The organism is Streptomyces violaceorubidus, from assembly GCF_000717995.1.
Classification (GTDB): domain Bacteria; phylum Actinomycetota; class Actinomycetes; order Streptomycetales; family Streptomycetaceae; genus Streptomyces; species Streptomyces violaceorubidus.
In genome coordinates this window covers 1-23,182 of record NZ_JODM01000012.1, presented here as the reverse complement: position 1 = coordinate 23,182, position 23,182 = coordinate 1, and the positions used below count along the sequence as shown (strand labels likewise).

General features: G+C 70.9%; 24 protein-coding genes and 1 pseudogene. 9 read left to right on the top strand and 16 right to left on the bottom strand.

Translation table 11 applies throughout. The features are described 5' to 3' along the window. Positions 1-30 precede the first annotated feature (30 nt). From dapD to IE94_RS0116720, 11 genes are all read right to left on the bottom strand, one after another. Positions 31-1,020, bottom strand: a complete 990-nt coding sequence (gene dapD, locus IE94_RS0116770; RefSeq protein ID WP_030184626.1) for a 2,3,4,5-tetrahydropyridine-2,6-dicarboxylate N-succinyltransferase — start codon at positions 1,018-1,020, stop codon at positions 31-33. Between the two features lie 9 nt (positions 1,021-1,029). Then, the gene (locus tag IE94_RS0116765; RefSeq protein WP_030184624.1) at positions 1,030-1,623 is read right to left on the bottom strand and encodes a TetR/AcrR family transcriptional regulator; all 594 of its coding nucleotides are present in this window, start codon (positions 1,621-1,623) and stop codon (positions 1,030-1,032) included. After that, positions 1,623-1,943 (bottom strand): DMT family transporter, encoded by a 321-nt coding sequence (locus IE94_RS0116760; protein WP_030184618.1) that lies wholly within the window; start codon positions 1,941-1,943, stop codon positions 1,623-1,625. The genes IE94_RS0116765 and IE94_RS0116760 overlap by 1 nt, the downstream gene beginning before the upstream one ends. A 104-nt stretch (positions 1,944-2,047) precedes the next feature. Then, positions 2,048-2,380, bottom strand: coding sequence for a metal-sulfur cluster assembly factor (locus tag IE94_RS0116755; protein ID WP_009187969.1), 333 nt, complete (start codon positions 2,378-2,380; stop codon positions 2,048-2,050). Beyond that, complete coding sequence (gene sufU / locus IE94_RS0116750) at positions 2,377-2,847, bottom strand: Fe-S cluster assembly sulfur transfer protein SufU (protein WP_030184617.1); 471 nt, start codon at positions 2,845-2,847, stop codon at positions 2,377-2,379. Before sufU ends, IE94_RS0116755 begins: the two co-directional genes overlap by 4 nt. Positions 2,848-2,864: 17 nt before the next feature. Next, positions 2,865-4,121: a cysteine desulfurase gene (locus IE94_RS0116745; protein WP_030184614.1), complete on the bottom strand. Its 1,257-nt coding sequence runs from the start codon at positions 4,119-4,121 to the stop codon at positions 2,865-2,867. Continuing rightward, on the bottom strand, positions 4,118-4,882 hold the full coding sequence (gene sufC / locus IE94_RS0116740; protein ID WP_030184611.1) for a Fe-S cluster assembly ATPase SufC: 765 nt from the start codon (positions 4,880-4,882) through the stop codon (positions 4,118-4,120). Before sufC ends, IE94_RS0116745 begins: the two co-directional genes overlap by 4 nt. Before the next feature lie 7 nt (positions 4,883-4,889). After that, positions 4,890-5,207: a non-heme iron oxygenase ferredoxin subunit gene (locus tag IE94_RS0116735; RefSeq protein ID WP_003976896.1), complete on the bottom strand. Its 318-nt coding sequence runs from the start codon at positions 5,205-5,207 to the stop codon at positions 4,890-4,892. After that, the gene (sufD, locus tag IE94_RS0116730; RefSeq protein WP_030184598.1) at positions 5,204-6,388 is read right to left on the bottom strand and encodes a Fe-S cluster assembly protein SufD; all 1,185 of its coding nucleotides are present in this window, start codon (positions 6,386-6,388) and stop codon (positions 5,204-5,206) included. The genes IE94_RS0116735 and sufD overlap by 4 nt, the downstream gene beginning before the upstream one ends. A 61-nt stretch (positions 6,389-6,449) precedes the next feature. After that, positions 6,450-7,871 (bottom strand): Fe-S cluster assembly protein SufB, encoded by a 1,422-nt coding sequence (sufB, locus tag IE94_RS0116725; RefSeq protein WP_030184595.1) that lies wholly within the window; start codon positions 7,869-7,871, stop codon positions 6,450-6,452. Further along, positions 7,868-8,650: a helix-turn-helix transcriptional regulator gene (locus IE94_RS0116720; protein WP_030184592.1), complete on the bottom strand. Its 783-nt coding sequence runs from the start codon at positions 8,648-8,650 to the stop codon at positions 7,868-7,870. Before IE94_RS0116720 ends, sufB begins: the two co-directional genes overlap by 4 nt. 171 nt (positions 8,651-8,821) lie before the next feature. Here IE94_RS0116720 and IE94_RS0116715 point away from each other — a divergent pair, with 171 nt between their 5' ends. The 4 genes from IE94_RS0116715 to IE94_RS0116700 all read left to right on the top strand — a co-directional run bounded on the left by IE94_RS0116715 (position 8,822) and on the right by IE94_RS0116700 (position 12,466). Next, entirely contained in the window at positions 8,822-9,610 is a 789-nt protein-coding gene (locus IE94_RS0116715) for an AAC(3) family N-acetyltransferase (RefSeq protein ID WP_030184590.1), read from the top strand. Between the two features lie 76 nt (positions 9,611-9,686). Further along, positions 9,687-10,610 (top strand): ABC transporter ATP-binding protein, encoded by a 924-nt coding sequence (locus IE94_RS0116710; RefSeq protein ID WP_063829714.1) that lies wholly within the window; start codon positions 9,687-9,689, stop codon positions 10,608-10,610. A 62-nt stretch (positions 10,611-10,672) separates the two neighbouring features. Continuing rightward, positions 10,673-11,389 carry an ABC transporter permease gene (locus IE94_RS0116705; RefSeq protein WP_063829716.1) on the top strand — a complete coding sequence of 239 codons (717 nt, stop codon included), beginning with the start codon at positions 10,673-10,675 and terminating at the stop codon, positions 11,387-11,389. Positions 11,390-11,395: 6 nt separating this feature from the next. Further along, a complete protein-coding gene (locus IE94_RS0116700) occupies positions 11,396-12,466 on the top strand; it encodes a COX15/CtaA family protein (RefSeq protein WP_030184584.1) in 1,071 nt (356 codons plus the stop codon). On the opposite strand, the gene IE94_RS0116695 is transcribed toward IE94_RS0116700, so the two are convergent. The 4 genes from IE94_RS0116695 to IE94_RS0116680 all read right to left on the bottom strand — a co-directional run bounded on the left by IE94_RS0116695 (position 12,421) and on the right by IE94_RS0116680 (position 15,862). Continuing rightward, positions 12,421-13,164, bottom strand: coding sequence for a nucleotidyltransferase domain-containing protein (locus IE94_RS0116695; RefSeq protein WP_209441071.1), 744 nt, complete (start codon positions 13,162-13,164; stop codon positions 12,421-12,423). The genes IE94_RS0116700 and IE94_RS0116695 overlap by 46 nt on opposite strands. Positions 13,165-13,203: 39 nt before the next feature. After that, positions 13,204-14,310, bottom strand: a complete 1,107-nt coding sequence (locus IE94_RS0116690; protein WP_030184578.1) for an amidohydrolase family protein — start codon at positions 14,308-14,310, stop codon at positions 13,204-13,206. Between the two features lie 98 nt (positions 14,311-14,408). Continuing rightward, positions 14,409-14,777, bottom strand: coding sequence for a hypothetical protein (locus IE94_RS0116685; RefSeq protein WP_030184577.1), 369 nt, complete (start codon positions 14,775-14,777; stop codon positions 14,409-14,411). Between the two features lie 98 nt (positions 14,778-14,875). Next, positions 14,876-15,862 carry a heme o synthase gene (locus IE94_RS0116680; protein ID WP_078606514.1) on the bottom strand — a complete coding sequence of 329 codons (987 nt, stop codon included), beginning with the start codon at positions 15,860-15,862 and terminating at the stop codon, positions 14,876-14,878. A gap of 371 nt (positions 15,863-16,233) precedes the next feature. Between IE94_RS0116680 and tkt the strand changes: the two genes are divergently transcribed. The 5 genes from tkt to pgl are packed head-to-tail and all read left to right on the top strand — an operon-like array spanning position 16,234 to position 22,688. After that, positions 16,234-18,321, top strand: a complete 2,088-nt coding sequence (gene tkt / locus IE94_RS0116675; protein ID WP_030184573.1) for a transketolase — start codon at positions 16,234-16,236, stop codon at positions 18,319-18,321. Between the two features lie 37 nt (positions 18,322-18,358). Beyond that, a complete protein-coding gene (gene tal / locus IE94_RS39270) occupies positions 18,359-19,477 on the top strand; it encodes a transaldolase (protein WP_030184571.1) in 1,119 nt (372 codons plus the stop codon). 3 nt (positions 19,478-19,480) lie between these two features. Next, positions 19,481-20,854: a glucose-6-phosphate dehydrogenase gene (locus IE94_RS39265; RefSeq protein WP_030184567.1), complete on the top strand. Its 1,374-nt coding sequence runs from the start codon at positions 19,481-19,483 to the stop codon at positions 20,852-20,854. Next, positions 20,851-21,906 (top strand): glucose-6-phosphate dehydrogenase assembly protein OpcA, encoded by a 1,056-nt coding sequence (gene opcA, locus IE94_RS0116660; protein WP_030184565.1) that lies wholly within the window; start codon positions 20,851-20,853, stop codon positions 21,904-21,906. The genes IE94_RS39265 and opcA overlap by 4 nt, the downstream gene beginning before the upstream one ends. Further along, a complete protein-coding gene (pgl, locus tag IE94_RS0116655) occupies positions 21,903-22,688 on the top strand; it encodes a 6-phosphogluconolactonase (protein WP_030184560.1) in 786 nt (261 codons plus the stop codon). Before opcA ends, pgl begins: the two co-directional genes overlap by 4 nt. A gap of 101 nt (positions 22,689-22,789) precedes the next feature. On the opposite strand, the pseudogene IE94_RS0116650 reads toward pgl, so the two are convergent. Beyond that, positions 22,790-23,182: pseudogene (locus IE94_RS0116650) on the bottom strand (glucose-6-phosphate isomerase); the annotation flags it as partial.

The following is a 23,182-nucleotide window of genomic DNA, read 5'->3' as shown; positions in this document are numbered from 1 at the left end:
GGACAGGGCGCTCGACGGAGTGACGCCGGGTCAGTTGTGGCTGTGCAGCACCTCGTTCAGGCCGCCCCACACCGCGTTGTTCGGGCGGGCCTCCACCGTGCCGGTGACCGAGTTGCGGCGGAAGAGGATGTTGGAGGCGCCGGAGAGCTCGCGGGCCTTGACGACCTGGCCGTCGGGCATCGTGACGCGGGTGCCCGCGGTGACGTAGAGGCCGGCCTCGACCACGCACTCGTCGCCCAGCGCGATGCCGACGCCCGCCTCGGCACCGACCAGGCAGCGCTCGCCGATGGTGATGCGGACGTTGCCGCCGCCGGAGAGGGTGCCCATGGTGGAGGCGCCGCCGCCGATGTCGGAGCCGTCGCCGACGACGACGCCCGCGGAGATGCGGCCCTCGACCATCGAGGTGCCCAGCGTGCCGGCGTTGAAGTTGACGAAGCCCTCGTGCATGACGGTGGTGCCCTCGGCCAGGTGCGCGCCGAGGCGGACGCGGTCGGCGTCGGCGATGCGGACGCCCTTGGGGGCGACGTAGTCCGTCATGCGGGGGAACTTGTCGACCGAGGTGACCTGGAGGTGCAGGCCCTCGGCGCGGGCGTTGAGGCGGACCTTCTCGATGTCGTCGACGGCGACCGGGCCCAGCGAGGTCCAGGCGACGTTGGCGAGGTGCGCGAAGATGCCGTCCAGGCTCTGGCCGTGCGGCTTGACCAGGCGGTGGGAGAGCAGGTGCAGGCGCAGGTAGACGTCGTGCGTGTCGACCGGCTTCTCGTCCAGCGAGGAGATGACCGTGCGGACCGCGACCACCTCGACGCCGCGGCGGGCGTCCGGACCGACCGCGGCGGTGGCGCCGCCGCCCAGGAGTTCGGCGGCCTGTTCGGCGGTGAGGCGCTCGGTGCCGGAGGGACCGGGCTCGGCGGACAGTTCGGGGGCCGGGTACCAGGTGTCGAGGACGGTGCCGTCGGCGGCGATCGTGGCGAGGCCGGCGGCCACGGCGCCGGTGGTGCGGGGAGCAGTCGTGTCGGTCATGAGGGCAACCTAACCGGCCGTCGCCGGTGGAAGCGAGCCGGGACCGCGGCCGTCTCGGGTGCCGGGCGCGGGGACCAGCCGGGCCAGCACCTGACGGGCGTACTCCTCGTCGTACGGCGTGTCCGTGAGCAGGACCTGGAGGCAGATGCCGTCCAGTACGGCGACCAGGGCGCGGGCCGTCACGGGGTCGGTGCGGGCGGCGAGCAGGGCGCCCACGCCCTCGGCCCACTCGGCGGCGACCGGGCGCAGCGCGGGGCGGCGCAGGGCGGCGAGGTACAGCTCGTACTCCAGCTCCACGCCGGTGCGGTCGCCGCCGAGCCACTCGCCGAGGACGCGGGCGAGTTCGGCGGGCAGGTCGGCGCCGGGTTCCAGGAGAGCGGGGTGGGCCGCGACGACCTTGGCGAAGCCCTCGTTGGCCTGGCGCAGGGCGGCGACCAGCAGGTCGTCCAGGGTCGCGAAGTGGTACGTCGTGGAGCCGAGCGGCACGTCCGCCTCGGCGGCGACGGTGCGGTGGCTCAGCCCGGCGATGCCCTTCTGCCCGACGACGCGGATCGCGGCGTCGATGATGCGCCGGCGCCGCTCGGGGTCGTGGCGGCGGACCATCAGTGCGCCCCGCCGAGGTTGAGGACGACGACGCCGATGATGATCAGCGCGACGCCGGCGGCCTTGGTGGGGGTCATCCCCTCGCCCATGAAGGCGACCCCGATCGTGGCGATGGCGGCCGTGCCCACCCCGGCCCAGATGGCGTAGGCCGTGCCGACGGCGAGGAGCTTCAGGGTCTGGGCGAGGAGCGCGAAGGAGAGCAGGTAGGCGAGGGCCGTCAGCAGTGAGGGCACCAGTCTGCTGAAGCCCTCGCTGTACTTCATGGCGGTGGTGCCGGCGACCTCGGCGGCGATGGCTCCGGCCAGGAGCAGGTATCCCATGTGTACGAGCGTACATAAAGAGGGGACGGGGGCGGGGCGCGAACGCGAGAACGGCGACGCCCGAAGGCGTCGCCGTTCTCCGCGACCGTCGTGGCGGGTGCGTCTCAGACGTTGAACCCGAGCGCGCGCAGCTGCTCGCGGCCGTCGTCCGTGATCTTGTCCGGGCCCCACGGCGGCATCCAGACCCAGTTGATGCGCAGCTCGTTGACGAGGCCGTCCGTGGCGGACTTGGCCTGGTCCTCGATCACGTCCGTCAGCGGACAGGCCGCCGACGTCAGGGTCATGTCGACGGTGGCGATGTTCGCGTCGTCGACGTGGATGCCGTAGATCAGTCCGAGGTTGACGACGTCGATGCCCAGCTCGGGGTCCACGACGTCCATCAGGGCCTCGCGGAGTTCCTCCTCCGAGGCCGGCTTCATTTCCACGGTCTCGCTCATGCCGTCGTCTCCTTCTCGGCGTCGGCGCCGTCCAGCGCCTGGGCCGTCGCGTCCTTCCAGGCCATCCAGCTCAGCAGGGCGCACTTGACCCGGGCCGGGTACTTCGAGACCCCGGCGAACGCGACCGCGTCCTCCAGGACCTCCTCCATGGCGTCGTCCGGCTCGACCTTGCCCTTGGACTGCATCAGCTCCAGGAAGGTCTCCTGGATCCGCTGCGCCTGGGCCAGGTCCTTGCCGACCAGCAGGTCGTTCAGCACGGAGGCGCTCGCCTGGCTGATGGAGCAGCCCTGGCCCTCGTAGCTGACGTCGCTGATCGTCGTGCCGTCGTACTTCACCCGGAGCGTGATCTCGTCCCCGCAGGTGGGGTTGACGTGGTGGACCTCGGCGTCGCCATCCCGCAAGCCCCGCCCGTGCGGGTTCTTGTAGTGGTCCAGGATGACTTCCTGGTACATGGAGTCCAGCTTCATGCTCTTCGCTCGTCCCGTCAGCCGAAGAAGTTCCGTACGTGCTCCAGGCCGTCGACCAGCGCGTCGATCTCGGCCGGCGTGGAGTACAGATAGAACGACGCTCGCGTGGTCGCAGGAATTCCGTAGCGCAGGCAGACGGGGCGGGCGCAGTGGTGGCCGACCCGGACCGCGATGCCCTGCTCGTCGAGGACCTGACCCACGTCGTGCGGGTGGATGTCCCCCAGCGTGAAGGAGATCGCCGCGCCGCGCTCCTCGGCCGTGGTGGGGCCGATGACGCGCAGGTCCGGGACCTCCAGCAGGCGCCCCACCGCGTACTCGGTCAGCGCGTGCTCGTGGGCGAGGATCTTGTCCATGCCGATCGAGTTCAGGTAGTCGATCGCCGCGCCGAGACCGACCGCCTGGGCGATCGGGGGCGTGCCCGCCTCGAACTTGTGCGGGGCCGGGGCGTAGGTGGAGGAGTGCATCGAGACGGTCTCGATCATCTCGCCGCCGCCGAGGAAGGGCGGGAGGTCCTCGAGGAGCTCCTGGCGCCCCCACAGCACACCGATGCCGGTCGGGCCGCACATCTTGTGGCCGGTGAAGGCCACGAAGTCGGCCTGGAGCGCCTGCACGTCCAGCGGCATGTGCGGCGCGGCCTGGGAGGCGTCGACGCACACCAGGGCGCCGACCTCCTGGGCGCGGCGCACGATCGCCTCGACCGGGTTCTGGGTGCCCAGGATGTTGGAGACCAGCACGAAGGAGACGATCTTCGTCTTCTCGGTGATGACCTCGTCGATGTTGGACAGGTCCAGGCGGCCGTCGTCCGTGAGGCCGAACCAGCGGAGCTTCGCGCCGGTGCGCTGCGCGAGCAGCTGCCACGGCACGATGTTGGAGTGGTGCTCCATCTCCGTGATGACGATCTCGGTCTCGTGGTCCACGCGGTAGGGGTCGTCGGCCCAGCCCAGCATGTTCGCGACCAGGTTGAGGGACTCCGAGGCGTTCTTGGTGAAGATCACCTCGTCGCGCGAGGGCGCGTTGATGAACTCCGCGACCTTGTCACGCGCGCCCTCGTACAGCGCCGTGGCCTCCTCGGCGAGGACGTGCACGCCGCGGTGGACGTTGGCGTTGTAGCGCTCGTAGTACTCGCTGAGCGCGTCCAGCACCTGCCGCGGCTTCTGGCTGGTCGCCGCGTTGTCCAGGTACACGAGCTTGTGCCCGTCATGGACCTGGCGGTCCAGGATGGGGAAGTCCTTGCGGATCGCCTCTGTGTCGAGGAGGCCCGGCAGCTGTGTCACTCGGATGCGCCGCCCTTCGTGTATGCCTCGTAGCCCTCGGCCTCGAGCTTGTCGGCCAGCTCGGCGCCACCGGACTCGGCGATGCGGCCGTCCGCGAAGACGTGGACGTGGTCGGGCTTGATGTACCGCAGGATGCGCGTGTAGTGCGTGATCAGCAGGGTGCCGACCTCGCCGGTCTCGCGGACCCGGTTGACGCCCTCGGAGACGACGCGCAGGGCGTCGACGTCCAGGCCGGAGTCGGTCTCGTCGAGGATCGCGACCTTCGGCTTGAGCAGCTCCAGCTGGAGGATCTCGTGGCGCTTCTTCTCACCGCCGGAGAAGCCCTCGTTGACGTTGCGCTCGGCGAAGGCGGGGTCCATGTTGAGGCGCTCCATGGCCTCCTTGACCTCCTTCACCCAGTGCCGCAGCTTGGGGGCCTCGCCGCGGACGGCGGTGGCGGAGGTGCGCAGGAAGTTGGAGACGGAGACGCCGGGGACCTCGACCGGGTACTGCATGGCGAGGAAGAGGCCGGCGCGGGCGCGCTCGTCGACGGACATCTCCAGGACGTCCTCGCCGTCGAGGGTGACGGTGCCGCCGGTGATCGTGTACTTGGGGTGACCGGCCAGCGAGTAGGCGAGGGTCGACTTGCCGGAGCCGTTGGGGCCCATGATGGCGTGCGTCTCGCCCTGCTTCACGGTGAGGTCGACGCCCTTGAGGATCTCCTTCGTGGCGTTGTCGGCCTCGACGGTGACGTGCAGGTCTCGGATTTCAAGCGTTGCCATGGGTGCCTCAGGACTCCTGGGTGAGGGAGACGAGCACGTCGTCCCCTTCGATCTTTACGGGGTATACGGGGACGGGGCGCGTCGCCGGAAGACTGTCGGGCTTGCCGGAACGCAGGTCGAAGCGCGAGCCGTGCAGCCAGCACTCGATGTGGCAGTCGTCGACCTCGCCCTCGGCCAGGGAGACGTTCGCGTGCGAGCAGATGTCGTGGATCGCGAAGAGCTCGCCCTCGGTCCGCACGACGGAGATCGGCGTGCCGTCGAGTTCCACCCGCTTCGGGGTGTCCTCCTCCAGCTCGTCCGCTCCACAGACGCGTACGAAGGTCATGCGACCGAAGCCTCCAGCTCCTCTTCGATCTTGGCGAGGAGCCGCTCCTCGATGTCGGCGACGCCGATCTGCTGGACCAGCTCGGCGAAGAAGCCGCGGACCACCAGGCGGCGGGCGTCGATCTCGGGGATGCCGCGCGCCATCAGGTAGAAGAGCTGCTCGTCGTCGAAGCGGCCGGTCGCCGAGGCGTGGCCGGCGCCGACGATCTCGCCGGTCTCGATCTCCAGGTTCGGCACCGAGTCGACCCGCGCGCCGTCGGTGAGGACGAGGTTGCGGTTCATCTCGTAGGTGTCGGTGCCCTCGGCCGCGGCCTCGATGAGGACGTCGCCGATCCACACCGCGTGCGCGTCGTCGCCCTGGAGGGCGCCCTTGTAGACGACGTTCGACTTGCAGTGCGGCACGTTGTGGTCGACCAGGAGGCGGTGCTCCTGGTGCTGGCCGGCGTCGGTGAAGTACAGGCCGAACAGCTCGGCCTCGCCGCCGGGCCCGGCGTAGGCCACGCGCGGATGCAGCCGGACCAGGTCGCCGCCGAAGGTGACCACGAAGGACTTGAAGGTGGCGTCGCGGCCGACGAGCGCGTTGTGCTGGCCGACGTGGACGGCCTGGTCGTCCCAGTCCTGGACGGAGACGACGGTCAGCTTGGCGCCGTCGCCCAGGACGTAGTCGACGTTGGCGGCGAGCACCGCGTCACCGGAGTGGTCGATGACGACCACGGCCTCGGCGAAGGCGCCCAGCTCGACGACCTGGTGGGCGTAGGCGGTGCCGCCCTCGCCGTGCACGACGATGCGGATCGGCTCGGTGAGGACCGTCTCCTTGGGGACGGTGATCACGCCGGCCTTCTCGAACGCCGAGTAGGCCTGGGCGGCGACCCGGTCCACGGGGGTGCCGGCCCGGCCGATGCGCGCGTCCTCGCGGCCGACGGTCTCGACGACGACGCCCTCGGGCGCGTCGATGTCGACCTTCACACCGTCACCGGTGGCGACCGCGGTGCCGTCGTGCAGCCCGCGCAGTCGCTCCAGCGGGGTGAACCGCCATTCCTCCTCGCGGCCGTGGGGGACCGGGAAGTCCGCCACGTCGAAGGACGCGGGTGCGCTCATGCGCGTGGCGACGGTCGACTCGGCGGCCACCGCGATCTGGCCCGCGGTGGTGGACCCCACGGGGATGTTCTGAGCCTCAGCCATGGCTGTCGGTCTGCTCTCTTCCTGCGTTCCTGAATCTGGTGACTGCGGTGGGGGGCGGGGGTCAGCCGACCGCGCCCTCCATCTGCAGCTCGATCAGCCGGTTGAGCTCGAGGGCGTACTCCATGGGCAGCTCCTTGGCGATCGGCTCGACGAAGCCGCGCACGATCATCGCCATCGCCTCGAACTCGCTCAGACCGCGGCTCATCAGGTAGAAGAGCTGGTCCTCGGAGACCTTGGAGACGGTCGCCTCGTGGCCCATGGACACGTCGTCCTCGCGGACGTCCACGTAGGGGTACGTGTCGGAGCGGGAGACGGTGTCGACGAGCAGCGCGTCGCACAGCACGTTCGACTTGGAGCCGTGGGCGCCCTCGCCGATCTCGACGAGGCCGCGGTAGGAGGTGCGGCCGCCGCCGCGCGCCACGGACTTCGACACGATGTTGGAGGAGGTGTTCGGCGCCATGTGGACCATCTTGGAGCCGGCGTCCTGGTGCTGGCCCTCGCCCGCGAAGGCGATGGAGAGCGTCTCGCCCTTGGCGTGCTCGCCCATCAGGTAGACGGCCGGGTACTTCATCGTCACCTTGGAGCCGATGTTGCCGTCGATCCACTCCATGGTCGCGCCCTCGTACGCCACGGCGCGCTTGGTGACCAGGTTGTAGACGTTGTTCGACCAGTTCTGGATGGTCGTGTAGCGGCAGCGGGCGTTCTTCTTGACGATGATCTCGACCACGGCGGAGTGCAGCGAGTCCGACTTGTAGATCGGCGCGGTGCAGCCCTCGACGTAGTGCACGTAGGCACCCTCGTCGACGATGATCAGGGTCCGCTCGAACTGGCCCATGTTCTCCGTGTTGATGCGGAAGTAGGCCTGGAGCGGGATCTCGACGTGCACGCCCTTCGGCACGTAGATGAAGGAGCCGCCGGACCACACGGCGCTGTTCAGCGAGGCGAACTTGTTGTCACCGACGGGGATGACGGTGCCGAAGTACTCCTTGAAGAGCTCCGGGTGCTCCTTCAGGGCCGTGTCGGTGTCCAGGAAGATGACGCCCTGCTCCTCCAGGTCCTCGCGGATCTGGTGGTAGACGACCTCGGACTCGTACTGCGCGGCGACACCGGCGACCAGGCGCTGCTTCTCCGCCTCGGGGATGCCGAGCTTGTCGTACGTGTTCTTGATGTCCTCGGGCAGGTCCTCCCAGGACTCCGCCTGCTTCTCCGTGGAGCGCACGAAGTACTTGATGTTGTCGAAGTCGATCCCCGACAGGTCCGAGCCCCAGTTCGGCATGGGCTTCTTCTCGAAGAGGCGCAGGCCCTTGAGACGGAGCTTGGTCATCCACTCCGGCTCGTTCTTCTTCGCGGAGATGTCGCGGACGACGTCCTCGTTGATGCCGCGTTTGGCGGAGGCGCCGGCCGTGTCGGAGTCGGCCCAGCCGTATTCGTACTTGCCCAGGCCCTCGAGCTCAGGGTGAGCAGTCTCCGTGGGGAGAGTCATGCGGGGTTCCTCCCGGCCGTGCTTGCGGATGCGTTGTGGGTCTCGGACATCGTCTTGGAAGCCTCGTGCGAAGCCGTCTCGGACGTCTCGGCGGGCTTCGAAGTCTTGGGAATGAACGTGGTGCAGACCCCGTCGCCGTGCGCGATGGTCGCGAGACGCTGTACATGCGTACCGAGCAGCTCGGCGAAAAATTCCGTCTCCGCCTCGCACAGCTGCGGGAACTGCTCCGCGACGTGGGCGACGGGGCAGTGGTGCTGGCACAGCTGCTCGCCCTGCTGGGGATGGGGTGCGCTCCGCGCGGTAGCAGCGTACCCGTCGGCACTCAGGGCCTTGGCCAGGGCTTCGGCGCGCTGCTCGGCGGGGACGGACTCGACGGCCGCGCGGTACGCGCCCGACTGGGCGGCGATCCGGGCGCGGGCGAAGGCGGCGATCGCCTGCTCCCCGCCCTCCTGCTCGGCGATCCAGCGCAGGGCGTCGGCGGCCAGCTTGTCGTACGACTGGTCGAAGGCGTCCCGGCCGCAGTCGGTGAGCGCGAAGACCTTCGCGGGCCGCCCGCGCGTGCGCGTGCCGTAGACCCGCTGCTCGCGGGACTCCACCACGTCGTCGGCGACCAGGGCGTCGAGGTGGCGCCGGACGGCGGCCTGGGTCAGGCCCAGGCGTCCGGCGAGCTCGGCGACGGTCGAGGGCCCGTGGTCCAGGATGGAGCGCGCGACACGGTTGCGGGTGGACCGCTCACCGGTCGCGAGTTCCTCCTGCGGAGCCTCACCGACGTTTTTCACAACGCCATTGTTGCGTAATTCCTCCGGAGCGGGCAAGCCGCGTCCGGATCACCGGACGGTGCCCTGCGTCACTTAGGCATACCTAAGATGACCTGCGGAAACGATCTTTGATCGATCAGCGGCGGGGCAATCCGCTGGCGTCCGCGAGCGGCTTCCGGAACACTCCCCCGCATGCCCACCCCCTCTCCGACCGGCCCTCTCGTCACCCGCGGCACGCTCGCCGCCGGGCTGCGCGAACTGGGTGTGCGGACCGGCGACACCCTCCTCACGCACTCCTCCCTCAGCTCCCTCGGCTGGGTCTGCGGCGGCCCCGTCGCGGTCGTCCAGGCACTGCTCGACGTGCTCGGCCCGAGCGGCACCCTGGTGGTCCCGACCCAGACCGGCGACCTCTCCGACCCGGCCCTGTGGACCAGCCCGCCGGTGCCCGAGGAGTGGTGGGAGACCGTGCGCGCGGCGACGCCCGCCTACGACCCGCTGATCTCGCCCTCGCGCGGCGTGGGCGTGGTCCCGGAGACGGTGCGCACCTGGCCCGGCGCCCGGCGCAGCGCCCATCCGCAGACCTCCTTCGCGGCCCTCGGCGCCCGCGCCGAGGAGGTGGTCGCGGGCCACGCGAGGGACTGCCGGCTCGGCGAGCGCAGCCCGCTGGCCGCGCTGGAACGGCTGGACGCCCGGGTCCTGCTGCTCGGCGCGGGCTACGGCGCGTGCACCGCCTTCCACCTCGCCGAGTACCGGATCCCCGCCCCGCTGGTGGAGGTGGGGCGCCCGGGACCGGTGGGGTGGGAGCGGGTGACCGAGGTGTCGATCACCTCGGAGCGCTTCGACGAACTGGGCCACGACTTCGAGCGGGACCGTCCCGTCACGCGCGGCAGGGTCGGCGCGGCCGACGCACGCCTGTTCCCGCTGCCGGACGCGGTCGCCTACGCCCAGCGGTGGCTGCCCGTGCACCGCCCCCGCGAGTGAGTCCCGTCCCGGGTGCCGGGAGGTTTTCCACACCCCCGCGCCCGGCCGGTCGTGGGCGAACCTAGACTCGTGACCCATGCGAAGTGAGCCCGTGGTCCAGGTCCAGGCCCTGGTGAAGCGGTACGGCACGAAGACCGCGGTGGACGGCCTCGACCTGGTGGCCCGCACGGGCGTCACCGCCGTGCTCGGCCCCAACGGGGCGGGCAAGACGACCACGGTCGAGACCTGCGAGGGGTACCGGCGGCCGGACTCCGGCACGGTGCGCGTGCTGGGCCTGGACCCGGTGGGACAGAGCTCTCAGCTGCGGCCCCGGATCGGCGTCATGCTCCAGTCCGGCGGCGTCTACTCCGGCGCCCGCGCCGACGAGATGCTTCGCCACGTGGCGAAACTGCACGCGCACCCGCTGGACGTCGACGCGCTGATCGAGCGGCTCGGTCTCGGCTCGTGCGGCCGCACCACCTACCGCAGGCTCTCGGGCGGGCAGCAGCAGCGGCTCGCCCTCGCGATGGCCGTGGTGGGGCGCCCGGAGCTGGTGTTCCTGGACGAGCCGACCGCCGGCCTCGACCCGCAGGCCCGCCGCGCCACCTGGGACCTGGTACGGGACCTGCGCGCGGACGGGGTCTCGGTGATCCTCACCACCCACCACATGGACGAGGCCGAGCAGCTGGCCGACGACGTCGCCATCGTCGACGCCGGCCGGGTCGTCGCCCAGGGCTCCCCCGAGCAGCTGTGCCGCGGCGGCGCCGAGAACACCCTGCGGTTCACCGGCCGCCCGGGACTGGACGTCGCGTCCCTGCTCAAGGCGCTGCCCCCGGACTCCGCCGCCGCCGAGGTGACCCCGGGCTCCTACCGGGTGAACGGCGAGGTCGACCCCCAGCTGCTCGCGACGGTGACCTCGTGGTGCGCGCAGCACGGGGTGATGCCGGACCGCATCTCGGTGGAGCGGCACACGCTGGAGGACGTTTTTCTGGAGCTCACGGGCAAGGAGCTGCGCGGGTGACCACCACGACAGACACCACGGGGACGTACGCGCCCAGGCCCGGCGCCGCCCCCCTCGGGCGGATGATCGCGGCCCAGGCCGTGCTCGAGACGAAGATGTTGCTGCGCAACGGCGAGCAGCTGCTGCTGACAGTGATCATCCCGACGCTGCTGCTCGTCCTGTTCAGCTCCGTGGACATCATCGACACCGGCGCCGAGGAGGCGGTCGACTTCCTCGCGCCCGGCGTCCTCGCGCTGGCCGTGATGTCGACGGCGTTCACCGGGCAGGCCATCGCCACCGGCTTCGAGCGCCGGTACGGGGTGCTGAAGCGGCTGGCGGCCTCGCCCCTGCCACGCTGGGCCCTGATGACCGCGAAGACCGCGTCGGTGCTGGTCACCGAGGTGCTCCAGGTCGTGCTGCTGACGGTGATCGCCTTCGCGCTGGGCTGGTCGCCGCACGGCAACCCGGCGGCCGTACTGCTGCTCCTGGTCCTCGGCACCGCCGCCTTCTCCGGGCTCGGGCTGCTGATGGCGGGCACGCTCAGGGCGGAGGCCACGCTGGCCGCCGCCAACCTGGTCTTCCTGCTGCTCCTCGTGGGCGGCGGGGTGATCGTGCCGCTGGACAAGTTCCCGGACGCGGCGCGGGACGTGCTGGGGCTGCTGCCGATCTCCGCCCTGTCGGACGGGCTCCGGGACGTGCTCCAGCACGGGGCCTCGATGCCCTGGGGCGACCTGGGCATCCTCGCCGTGTGGGCGGTCGTGGGTCTCGCGGCCGCCGGGAAGTTCTTCCGCTGGGAGTAGGGACACATGTCCGGAACGGACCCTCGTGAAAGCGTGCACAAGCGGGCGCCTACGATGGACGGCGTGCCAAACGTGACCCGTGCCGACGCCGCAGCCGCCGTGCGCAACCCGCTCGCCTTCATCGCCGCGCGCTGGACCCCGTACCCCCGTACGGTCCGGCGGGCGGCCCTCGCGCCCCTCGTGATGTCCGTGATCATCGTCGTCACCGGCGGCGCCGTCCGGCTCACCGGCTCCGGGCTCGGCTGCCCGACCTGGCCCAAGTGCACCGACGACTCGCTCACCACCACGAGCGAGATGGGCTTCCACGGCGTCATCGAGTTCGGCAACCGCATGCTGACCTACGCGCTGTGCGCCGCGGTCGGCTGGGCGATCGTCGCGGCCCGCTCGCAGAAGCCGTACCGGCGCAGCCTCACCCTGCTCGGGTGGGCGCAGTTCTGGGTCGTGATGAGCAACGCGGTGCTCGGCGGCATCGTCGTGCTCGTCGGGCTCAACCCGTACACGGTCGCGGCCCACTTCGTGGCGACGACGGTGCTGCTGACGCTGGCCACGGTGATGTGGCAGCGCACCCGGGAGGGCGACACGGCACCGCGCCCGCTGGTCGGCGCGTCCGTGCGGCAGCTGGTGTGGGTGATGGTCGCCGTCTCGGCGCTGCTGATCGTGGTCGGCACCGTCGTCACCGGCGCGGGCCCGCACGCGGGTGACTCCAGCGACGTCCCGCGGATGCCGGTCGACTGGGAGATGATCAGCAAGGCACACGCCGTACTGGCGTGGATCGTGGTGACGCTGACCTTCGCCCTGTGGTTCGTGCTGAAGGCGGTCGACGCGCCCGAGGGACCGCTGGCCCGCACCCGGGACCTGTTCCTGGTGCTGCTGGCGCAGGGAGCAGTTGGCTACATCCAGTACTTCACCGACCTGCCCGAGGTCCTCGTCGGCCTGCACATGTTCGGCTCGTGCCTGGTGTGGATCGCGGTGCTCCGGGTGCTGCTGGCACTGCGCGAGCGGCCCGAGGAGACGGTGTCCGGACTGCCCGCTCAGGAGTACGACGCCACCAGCGTGTCGATCGCCGGCCCCAGGTAGCCCCGGGTCAGCTCGGCGCGGCGGGCGGTCCACTCGGCCGGGGGCGCGGGCCGCGGGCCCCTGCCGTACCGCCGTTCGGCGACGTCCTCGACGACCTCGCCGGGCGCGCCCAGGGCGGGCAGCTCCGTCAGGGCCTCCCGCTTGGTGATCAGCCGTCCCTCCCGCAGCGTGACCGTGGCGCGGGCGAAGGTGATCAGACCCAGGTCGACCCAGACGTCCTGCCGCCACAGCTCCGCCCGGTCCACGTTCGGCCGCCAGAATTCCCGCTGGTCCCGCACGACGAACCCGGCCAGCTCCGGGTCCCCCACCGGTGGCAGCAGGTGCTCGGGCGACTCGCCGTGCAGGACGCGGCCGAAGCTGTGGAGTTCGCGCCGGGTGACCGGGGTGACCGTCCGCTTGAAGAGCTGCTGGTGGGCCCAGGTCAGATGCCGCTGCTCGGGGTCGGCGACGGTGTCGGGCGACAGGTAAGTGCAGTGCAGCAGTCCGGCCAGGGGCGCGTCCCGCAGCCGGGCGTGGAGCAGCCCGAGCCGCCAGGCCGTACGGGCCGTGGCCGGCCGGGGCAGGACCGCGACCAGGTCGAGGTCGCTGCGGCCCTCCTGGTAGTCGCCCGCACCCAGTGAACCGTGCGCCCAGACGGCCACGGGGTCCAGGGGCGCGAGGCCGGTGAGGAAGCGGTCGAGCAGCGCGTCGGTCGGCATGCGCCCAGTCTCCACGCCCGGTTCCGGCGTGTACACCGCTCACTCCAGCCCGTAGACCCGCCCCGCGTTCTGCGAGGCGATCATCCCCGCCACCCGCTGCGCGTCCCCGAGCGACCACGCGCCCTCGGCCACCCAGGTGCCCAGCACCCGGCCGAGGGCCTCGCGGAAGAGCCGGGCGGCGACCACGTGCAGCTCGGGCAGGCCCTGGGCGCCGCTGGAGAAGAGGATCTTGCCGAAGGGGGCCAGCTCCAGGATCTCCGCGAGGACCGTCGCCGCGCGGGCGCCGGTGCGCACCAGGGCGGCCCCCGAGTCGGCGTAGACGTGCGGGAAGACGCCGGCCAGGTGGGCGGCGTGGCGGTGGTAGGGGTAGCCGTGCAGCAGGACCAGGTCGGTGCCGAGTCCGGCGGTGGCCCGCACGAAGTCGGTGAGCAGGACCGGGTCGGTGCGGTCGATGCGCAGGCCGGGCTCGCCGAGGCCCGCGTGCAGTTGGAGGGGCAGGCCCGAGGCGACGGCGATCCACAGCAGGTGGCGCAGCAGCACCGGGTCGCTCAGCTCCCCGCCGACCTCGCGCCCGCCCAGCCAGCGGCCGGCGGCCCCGCGCACCTCGCCCGCGCCGGGCGGCTCCGGGGCGAGGGCCAGACCGTGCCGTACCCCGGCGACGGAGGTGAAGGCGACGGCGTGCGCGGCGGCGCCGTGCACGGCCTCGGCGAGGTTGGCGAGGAAGGACTCGACGGTGCCCGAGGTGTCGGCGACCTGCTCGGCGAGCAGTTCCAGGCGCACGATCTCGCGCGTGTCCGCGTCCGCGGCGGAGGCCATCTCGGTGGGGCCGGTGAGGTCTCCGGGCAGGCCCGTGTCGACCAGGTAGGTGGTGATGCCGCTGCCGCGCAGCAGCCGGCGGTCGGCCTCCATGACGCCCAGTTCGCGGCGCCGGGCCAGGTAGTGGGCGGGCGGGCAGTGCGGTTCCAGGCCGAGCAGGGGCGGGCACCAGCGGCGTACCGCGAAGCCGGTCTGGGTGTCGAAGAGGGTGGTGCCCGGTGCGGGCGGACCCTCGGTGCGGGCCAGCTGGGCCTCGAAGGTGCCGAGGCCCAGCTCCGTTCTCAGCACGCCGTGGCAGTACTGGTCCACCAGGGACGGCGTTTCGATCATCCGGGCTCCCCGTGCTGGGACCGAGCGCCGCGCGGCTGGCGCGCCTTGCGGCCCGCGCGCCGGGCGGCTTCCTACGGTCCTAACGGGTGAACCCGCTCTCAGGTGTTGCTCGGCCCGCCGACCTGGATGCCCGCCATGCGCGACCACTCGTAGCGGCCCGTGGTGAGCTTGGCGGCGAACTCGCCGTCGAAGTCCTCGTGGACGGTGATCCCGGACCGCTCGACGGCCTTGAGCGCGCCTTCGTGGGTGCGGGCGACCTGGTCGCCCCAGGCTCCGTCCTCGCCGACCAGCACGATCCGGGCGCCGCGTTCACCCAGGTGGGCGACCTGGGCCTCGGCGCCGCCGTGGGCCTTGGCGAAGGACTCGATCCGTCGGGCCATCCGGGTCACCTCGTACGCGGCCCACCGCTCGGCCCAGCCGCTCTTCGCGCCGGACTGCTCCGTGTCCACCTGCTGCGTGTCTGCCATGCCCAGGATGCTACCGACGGGTAGATCGAACGGCGACGGGCGGGGTGCGTGGCCTTGACCACGCGCCCCGCCCGTCGGACGGCTTCGTCGGAGGACGCTCAGCGCAGGAAGGGGTCCACCGCGACGGCGAGGAACAGCACCGACACATAGGTGATGGACCAGTGGAACAGCCGCATCTCCTTGAGCTTGCCGCCGGTCACCTCGGCCTTGGCGCGGTTCTGCAACCCGTGCGCCTCCCACAGCCACATGCCCCCGGCCGCCACGGCGACCGCCGTGTAGAACCAGCCGGTGTAGCCGAGCGGGGTCAGCAGCAGCGACACGACGACCATGACCCAGCTGTAGATGACGATCTGCCGGGCGACCACCTTGTTGGACGCGATCACCGGGAGCATCGGCACGCCCACGCGCGCGTAGTCCTCCTTGACCTTCATGGACAGCGGCCAGTAGTGCGGCGGCGTCCAGAAGAACATCACCCCGAAGAGGATGATCGGCGCCCAGGACATCGAGTTGGTCACGGCCGACCAGCCGATGAGCACCGGAAGACAGCCGGCGATACCGCCCCAGACGATGTTCTGGGAGGTGCGCCGCTTGAGGATCATCGTGTAGACGACGACGTAGAAAAGGAGCGCGCCGAGGGAGAGCCAGGCCGAGAGCCAGTTGACGGTGAACCCGAACAGCAGCGTGGAGACGACCGCCAGGGTGATGCCGAAGACGAGGCACTCGACCGGACTGACCATGCCGGTCACCAGCGGGCGCTGCGAGGTCCGGTCCATCAGCGCGTCGATGTCGCGGTCGATGTACATGTTCAGCGCGTTGGCGCCGCCTGCCGACAGGTATCCGCCGACGCAGGTCAGCAGCACCAGCTTCAGATTCGGAACACCCTGTTCGGCCAGGAACATCACCGGAACGGTGGTGATCAGCAGAAGCTCGATGATCCGCGGCTTGGTCAGCGCCACGAACGCCTTGACACGGGCCCCGAACGGCCGGTGACTCGGGCTCTGGCTCGTCCCGATATCCCCCATTGCCTTAAGGGCATGGGAGGTACCCCCACCCGCAGGACGGGATTCAACGGCCGTCACGCACACCCCTGACAGAGACATCCCAGCAAGCCCGTGCCGTGTGAAGTGGCGGTAAAGGCTCGCGCGTACCACGCCACTTTAGACGTTGCCCATACCTCGGCCTTCGCGGGGGTGGGCTCGTGTTGGCGCGGACGCTCCGACGTGCGTTCGGAGAGTCGATTGAGCGGTCAGATGAGCGGCTCCGTATTCACTTGCCGAATGCGGTTTCGCCCAGTCGACAGGCGGACCCGAAGGAGTCCCGGCAGTCTGGTTTCCAGCGGAAAAACGCACGTACTTACGGAGGTAGGCTCGGCAATGGCCGGCCGACTCATGGACGCGCCGGCAGCCCGTGCCCCGTGCACCGGCAACCGACATGTGGAGAGGAGCCCTGACTCAGGGTGAGCACCAAGCCGACCACCACAGACCTCGAGTGGACCGAACTGGACCAGCGGGCCGTGGACACCGCCCGCGTCCTGGCCGCCGATGCCGTACAGAAGGTTGGCAACGGCCATCCGGGTACGGCGATGAGCCTGGCGCCCGCCGCCTACACCCTCTTCCAGAAGGTGATGCGGCACGACCCCGCCGACGCGAACTGGGTCGGGCGCGACCGTTTCGTGCTGTCCGCGGGCCACTCGTCCCTGACCCTCTACACCCAGCTGTACCTGGCCGGCTTCGGCCTGGAGCTGGCGGACCTCGAATCCTTCCGCACCTGGGGCTCCAAGACCCCCGGCCACCCGGAGTACGGCCACACCACGGGCGTGGAGACCACGACCGGCCCGCTGGGCCAGGGCGTGGCCAACGCCGTGGGCATGGCGATGGCCGCCCGCTACGAGCGCGGCCTGTTCGACCCGGAGGCCCCCGAGGGCACCTCCCCCTTCGACCACTTCGTCTACTGCATCGCCGGTGACGGCTGCCTCCAGGAGGGCATCTCCGCCGAGGCGTCCTCCACGGCCGGCCACCAGAAGCTCGGCAACCTGGTGCTTTTGTGGGACGACAACCACATCTCCATCGAGGGCGACACCGAGACCGCCGTCTCCGAGGACACCTGCAAGCGGTACGAGGCGTACGGCTGGCACGTCCAGCGCGTCGCCCCGAAGCCGGACGGCGACCTGGACCCGGACGCGATCTACGCCGCGATCCAGGAGGCGCAGAAGGTCACCGACCGGCCGTCCTTCATCGCCATGCGCTCGATCATCGCGTGGCCCGCCCCGAACGCGCAGAACACCGAGGCCGCGCACGGCTCGGCGCTCGGCGACGACGAGGTCGCCGCGACCAAGCGGGTCCTCGGCTTCGACCCGGAGAAGTCCTTCGAGGTCTCCGACGAGGTCATCGAGCACACCCGCAAGGCACTGGAGAAGGGCCAGGCGGCCCGCGCGGTGTGGGAGAAGTCCTTCCAGCAGTGGCGGGACAACAACCCGGAGCGCGCCGCCGAGTACGACCGCGTCGCCAAGGGTGAGCTGCCGAAGGGCTGGGAGGAGAAGATCCCGGTCTTCGAGGCGGGCAAGGGCCTCGCGACCCGCGCCGCGTCCGGCAAGGTGCTCCAGGCACTCGGCGCGGTCGTCCCGGAGCTGTGGGGCGGCTCGGCCGACCTCGCGGGTTCGAACAACACGACGATCGACAAGACATCGTCCTTCCTCCCGGTGGGCAACCCGCTGCCGGAGGCCGACCCGTACGGCCGCACCATCCACTTCGGCATCCGCGAGCACGCGATGGCCGCGGAGATGAACGGCATCGCGCTGCACGGCAACACCCGCGTCTACGGCGGAACGTTCCTGGTCTTCTCGGACTACATGCGCAACGCGGTGCGGCTGTCGGCCCTGATGCACCTGCCGGTGACGTTCGTGTGGACGCACGACTCCATCGGTCTGGGCGAGGACGGCCCGACCCACCAGCCGGTCGAGCACCTGGCCTCGCTGCGCGCCATCCCGGGTCTGAACGTGGTCCGGCCGGCCGACGCCAACGAGACGGCGATCGCCTGGCGGGAGATCCTGCGCCGCTGGACGAAGGAGTTCGGCAAGGGCCAGCCGCACGGTCTGGCGCTGACCCGCCAGGGCGTGCCGACGTACGAGCCCAACGACGACGCGGCCAAGGGCGGCTACGTCCTGTTCGAGGCCGAGGGCGGCGACGCGGAGGTCGTGCTCATCGCCACCGGTTCCGAGGTGCACGTCGCCGTCGAGGCACGCGAGCGGCTCCAGGCCGACGGCGTACCGACCCGTGTGGTGTCCATGCCGTCCGTGGAGTGGTTCGAGCAGCAGGACCAGGGGTACCGGGACAGCGTGCTGCCCCCGTCCGTGAAGGCCCGGGTCGCCGTCGAGGCCGGGATCGGCCTCACCTGGCACAAGTACGTGGGGGACGCCGGCCGGATCGTCTCGCTGGAGCACTTCGGTGCTTCGGCGGACGCCAAGGTGCTCTTCGAGGAGTTCGGTTTCACCGCCGAGAACGTGGCCTCGGCGGCGAGGGAATCCCTCGCCGCCGCGCAGCGCTGACGCCCGTACACGACACGTAGTAGGAGATGCATTCCCCATGACAGACGCACTCAAGCGCCTCTCCGACGAAGGCGTCGCGATCTGGCTGGACGACCTGTCGCGCAAGCGGATCACGTCCGGCAACCTCGCCGAACTGATCGACCAGCAGCACGTCGTGGGCGTCACCACCAACCCGTCGATCTTCCAGAAGGCGATCTCGCAGGGCGACGGCTACGACACGCAGCTCACCGACCTCGCCGCCCGCGAGGTCACGGTCGAAGAGGCCATCCGCATGATCACCACGGCGGACGTCCGGGACGCCGCCGACATCCTGCGCCCGGTGTTCGACAACACCGGCGGCAAGGACGGCCGGGTCTCCATCGAGGTCGACCCGCGCCTGGCGCACAACACCCGGGCGACGGTCGCCGAGGCCAAGCAGCTGGCCTGGCTGGTGGACCGGCCCAACACGCTGATCAAGATCCCTGCCACCGAGGCGGGTATCCCGGCGATCGCCGAGACCATCGGCCTGGGCATCAGCGTCAACGTCACGCTGATCTTCTCCCTGGAGCGCTACCGCAAGGTCATGGACGCCTTCCTGACTGGCCTGGAGAAGGCCAAGGAGCGCGGCCTGGACCTCTCGCAGATCCACTCGGTGGCGTCCTTCTTCGTGTCCCGCGTGGACACCGAGATCGACAAGCGGATCGACGCGCTCGGCACCGACGAGGCCAAGGCCCTGCGCGGCAAGGCCGCCGTCGCCAACGCGCGCCTCGCCTACCAGGCGTACGAGGAGGTCTTCGGCACCGACCGCTGGGCCGCCCTGGAGAAGGCCGGCGCCAACAAGCAGCGTCCGCTGTGGGCGTCGACCGGTGTGAAGGACAAGGCGTACAGCGACACCATGTACGTCACCGACCTGGTGGCCCCCAACACGGTGAACACCATGCCGGAGGCGACCCTGTTCGCCACCGAGGACCACGGCGAGATCACCGGGGACGCCGTCTCCGGGACGTACGAGCAGGCCCGTGCCGACCTCGACGCGGTCGAGAACCTCGGGATCTCCTACGACGAGGTGGTCCAGCTCCTGGAGAAGGAAGGCGTCGACAAGTTCGAGGACGCCTGGAACGACCTGCTGAAGTCCACGGAGGCGGAGCTCAAGCGCCTCGCTCCCTCGAAGGGCTAGAAATTGTCAAGCAGCAATCCGCTGCGTGACCCCGCAGACCGACGGCTCCCGCGCATCGCGGGGCCGTCGGGTCTGGTCATCTTCGGCGTCACCGGCGATCTGTCCCGCAAGAAGCTCATGCCCGCCGTGTACGACCTCGCCAACCGGGGCCTGCTGCCGCCGGGCTTCTCGCTCGTCGGGTTCGCCCGGCGCGACTGGGAGCACGAGGACTTCGCCCAGGTCGTGCACAACGCCGTCAAGGAACACTCCCGCACGCCGTTCCGCGAGGAGGTCTGGCAGCAGCTCATCCAGGGGATGCGCTTCGTCCAGGGCACCTTCGACGACGACGACGCCTTCGAGCGGCTGCGCGGCACCATCGAGGAGCTGGACAAGGCGCAGGGCACGGGCGGCAACTTCGCCTTCTACCTGTCGGTGCCGCCGAAGTCCTTCCCGGTGGTCATCCAGCAGCTGAAGAAGCACGGCCTCGCCGACCAGTCGAGCGGCTCCTGGCGGCGCGCGGTGATCGAGAAGCCGTTCGGCCACGACCTGAGGTCGGCCGAGGAACTGAACGCGATCGTCCACGAGGTCTTCGGCTCCGACCAGGTCTTCCGCATCGACCACTACCTGGGCAAGGAGACCGTCCAGAACATCCTGGCGCTGCGCTTCGCCAACACGATGTTCGAGCCGATCTGGAACCGCTCCTACGTGGACCACGTGCAGATCACGATGGCCGAGGACATCGGCATCGGCGGCCGGGCCGGTTACTACGACGGCATCGGCGCGGCGCGTGACGTCATCCAGAACCACCTGCTCCAGCTGCTCGCCCTGACCGCGATGGAGGAGCCCGCCTCCTTCGACGCGGACGCGCTGGCGGCGGAGAAGACCAAGGTGCTCGGCGCGGTCCGCCTCCCCAGGGACGCGGGCGTCCCCTTCTACCTGCGCACCGGCAAGCGTCTCGGCCGCCGGGTCACGGAGATCGCGGTCGTCTTCCAGCGGGCCCCGCACTCCCCCTTCGACACGACGGCCACCGAGGAGCTCGGCTCGAACGCGATCGTCATCCGCGTCCAGCCCGACGAGGGCGTCACCGTCCGCTTCGGTTCCAAGGTGCCGGGCACGTCGATGGAGATCCGGGACGTGTCCATGGACTTCGCCTACGGCGAGTCCTTCACCGAGTCGAGCCCGGAGGCGTACGAGCGCCTGATCCTGGACGTGCTGCTCGGCGACGCCAACCTCTTCCCGCGCACCGAGGAGGTCGAGCTGTCCTGGAAGATCCTCGACCCGATCGAGCGGTACTGGGACGAGCACGGCACCCCGGCCCAGTACCCGGCCGGCACCTGGGGACCCGTCGAGGCGGACGACATGCTGGAACGAGACGGACGGAGCTGGCGCCGGCCATGAAGACCGACCTCACGGACACCACGGCCAGCAAGATCAACAAGGCGCTGGTGCTCGGCCGTCGGGCCATCGGCACGCCCGCGATCGGCATGGTGCTCACCCTGGTCATCGTCACCGACGAGGAGAACGCCTACGACGCGCTGAAGGCCGCGAGCGACGCCGCGCACGAGCACCCCTCGCGCACGCTCCTGGTCATCAAGCGGGTCTCGCGCTCCCCCCGGGACCGTACCCGATCCCGGCTGGACGCCGAGGTGCGCCTCGGTGCCGACGCGGGCACCGGCGAGACGATCGTGCTGCGGCTGTACGGCGATGTCGTCGACCACGCCCAGTCGGTGGTCCTGCCGCTGCTGCTGCCGGACGCGCCGGTCGTGGTCTGGTGGCCGGTGAACGCGCCGCTGGACCCCGCGAAGGACCCCCTGGGCGCCCTCGCCCAGCGCCGGGTCACGGACACGTACGCCTGCGAGGAGCCGATACGGGAGCTGGTGGCCCGCGCCGACGCCTACGCGCCGGGCGACACCGACCTGTCGTGGACCCGCATCACGCCGTGGCGCTCGATGCTGGCGGCGGCCCTCGACCAGGTCGACTGCGAGGTGCAGTCGGTCGAGGTGGAGGGCGAGGAGTTCAACCCGAGCTGTGAGCTGCTCGCGATGTGGCTCGCCGACCGGCTGGACGTGCCGGTGAAGCGCACGGTGTCGACCGGGCCGGGGCTCACCGCGGTCCGGATGGACACCGACTGCGGTCCGGTCGTGCTCGACCGGGCCGACGGCTCGCTGGCGAACCTCTCCATCCAGGGGCAGCCGGCCCGGGCGGTCGCGCTCAAGCGCCGCGAGACGGCCGAGCTGATCGCGGAGGAGCTGCGGCGCCTGGACCCGGACGACACCTACGCCTCGGCGCTGCGGTACGGGGTGGACCGGCTGAACACGCCGGCCGAAGAGGACCCGGCCGGCGACGGGGACGCCCGCGCGGTCGCCGCTCCCGCCGGGAAGGTCGCGAAGGCTCCCGCGAAGGACGCGGCGCGGGAGAAGACACCGGTGAGGAAGGCGGCGGCGAAATGAGCGACACCCCGCAGCTGGTCGTGCACCGCGACAAGGAGCTGATGGCCGAGGCCGCGGCGGCCCGCCTCATCACGAAGATCGTGGACGCGCAGGCCTCCAGGGGCAGCGCGTCCGTGGTCCTCACCGGCGGCCGCAACGGCAACGGTCTGCTCGCGGCGCTCGCCGCGTCCGCGGCCCGGGACGCGATCGACTGGGGCCGCCTCGACCTGTGGTGGGGCGACGAGCGGTTCCTGCCGGACGGCGACCCCGAGCGCAACGTCACCCAGGCGCACCAGGCGCTGCTCGACGCGGTGCCGCTGGACCCGAAGCGGGTGCACGCGATGGCTCCGTCCGACGGTCCCTACGGTTCGGACGTGGAGGCCGCTGCCGCCGCCTACGCGCAGGAGCTGGCCACGGCGTCCGTCCCCGAGAACCACGCCGCGGTCCCGTCCTTCGACGTGCTGCTCCTCGGCGTCGGCCCGGACACCCATGTGGCCTCGCTCTTCCCGGAGCACCCGGGGGTCCGGGAGACGGAGCGCACGGTGATCGGCGTCCACGGCTCCCCCAAGCCGCCGCCCATCCGCATCTCCCTGACCCTGCCCGCGATCCGCGCCGCCCGTGAGGTGTGGCTGCTCGCGGCGGGCGAGGACAAGGCGAACGCGGTGGCGATGGCCCTGTCGGGCGCGGGCGAGATCCAGGCCCCGGCGGCGGGCGCCCGGGGCCGCGCCCGCACCCTGTGGCTGCTGGACTCGGCGGCGGCGTCCCAGCTGCCGAGGTCGCTGTACCCTCCGGCGTCGGCCTAGTTCCAGACCGTCCGGCGTTTTACGGACGAGGCCGTCAAGGCCGAAACGGGAGGGGCGGCGGGGGCGATCATCTTCCGTCACCCCTTCCGCAGCGGATACGTTCACTGCCGCCCGCGCAGCTCCCGGTACGCGGCGACCAGCGCCTCGGTGGACGTGTCCAGCCCCGGAACCTCCGCGCCCTCGCTCAGCGCCGGCTCCACCCGCTTGGCCAGCACCTTGCCCAGCTCCACACCCCACTGGTCGAAGGAGTCGACGTTCCAGATCGCGCCCTGTACGAACACCTTGGGGGTGAGCTCGCGGGCCAGGATGGTGGTGGTCGGGTGGTCGCCGCGGAAGGTCTTGTGCGGGACCAGTTCCTCGGGCACCCCTTCGGCGCGTACCTCGTCCGGGGTCTTGCCGAAGGCGAGGGCCTGGGTCTGCGCGAAGAAGTTGGCCATCAGCAGGTCGTGCTGGGCCTTCAGTTCCTCGCTCAGCTCGCCCACGGGCCGCGCGAA